General features: G+C 64.5%; 1 protein-coding gene. It reads right to left on the bottom strand.

What is annotated here, in order from left to right; translation table 11 throughout:
- Window positions 1–1473 (bottom strand): AMP-binding protein (locus tag LPU83_RS17660; protein ID WP_342213962.1); only part of this gene is annotated, 1473 nt, incomplete at its 3' end.
- Window positions 1474–1496: the final 23 nt, after the last annotated feature.

Below are 1496 nucleotides of genomic sequence, written 5' to 3'. Positions count from 1 at the left end.
CGGGACGTTGTGATGGAGCTCACCAATGCTCGTTTCAATAGGAAAACTGGACGACCAGATCGTTGTTTCGGTCGGACCGTAGAGATTCCTTAGAGACCTCGCTCCTCTGTTAAGACGTGAGGCCAGATTTGCAGGTAATGCTTCGCCTCCACACAACACACTTACGTCCGGTGTTCCTTGCCAGCCGGCATCTAATAGCATGCGCCACGTCGCCGGAGTGGCCTGCATCATAGAAATCTTGTGATGGACCAGAAGTTGCTGCAACGCCACAGCATCCGGAGCATCCTTACGGTTGGCAAGGACGACTGTGCCTCCCGCGCCCAATGGAAGATATAACTCCATCCCCGCGATATCAAACGAGATGGTTGTGATCGCTAGGAGTACATCCCGTTCAGAGATCCTCGCGATATCCGAAAAAGCATATAGGAAATTCAGTACGCTCGCATGCTCGACCATGACGCCCTTCGGCGTGCCGGTGGATCCCGATGTGTAGATCACATAGGCGAGATGGCGGGATGTCAGGCCCAGCGCCCGCGGCTCGGGATCGTCAGCGGACTGGTCGGCCCAGGCGGGCGTGGCCGTCTCCAGATCGACCACCGTCACATCGGCCAGCGCCTCGGCGCCCAACGCCGCGCGGCCGGCGGCGTCGCAAAGCAGCAGCCGCGGGCCGGCATCGTCGAGCAACTGCCGCAGCCGGCCGGACGGATAGGCCGGGTCGAGCGGCAGATAGGCGCCGCCGGCCTTGAGGATCGCCAAAAGCCCCACCACCATCGCCGGGCTGCGCTCGAGGCAGATCGCCACCGGCTGATCCGGCTTGACCCCGAGGTCGATCAGATGATGGGCCAGCCGGTTGGCCCGCGCATTGAGCGCGCCATAGCTCAGGCGCTCGTCGTCATAGACCAGCGCCACCGCCTCCGGCGCCCGGCGCACCTGCGCCTCGAACAGCTCATGCACGCAAAGATCCGACGGATAGTCCGCTTCCGTCCGGTTCAACTCCTCCAGCAGGTAGCTGCGCTCCTCAGCCGGAAGAATGTCGAGCTCGCACACCGGCCTATCGGGCGCTTGCTCCAGCGCGTCGGCCAGTTGCTCGAGCGCCCGCTGCATGTAGCCGCACACCCGATCCGCAGAGACAGGCTCGGCCACCTGCGCCGTCAGCCCGAGCGCCTCGCCATAATCCTCCACCGACAGCGTCAGCGGATAGTTGGTGCGTTCCTCCGCGCCCAGCCATTCGATGCCAGACAGACCATCCTCCGCTCCGGAGCCGGCCAGGGCCGCCGGCGTGTTGTGGCGATAGTTCAACAGCGCGCTGAACAGCGGCGCCGCAACGCCGCTGCAGCGTTGCGCCAATGCCAGCGAGGCATGCTCGTGTGAGAGCAGCTCGGAAAGCCGCGCATGCGTAGCCCGCACGCTCGCCTCGGCCCCGGTGCCGTCGAGGTCAAGCCGCACGGGCAGGGTGTTGATGAACAGGCCCATTGCGCGGTCGGCGCCGGCACCCG

Source organism: Rhizobium favelukesii (assembly GCF_000577275.2).
Classification (GTDB): Bacteria; Pseudomonadota; Alphaproteobacteria; order Rhizobiales; family Rhizobiaceae; genus Rhizobium; species Rhizobium favelukesii.
Note: the sequence above shows the minus strand (reverse complement) of the source record. Positions and strands in the feature narration are given on the sequence as shown.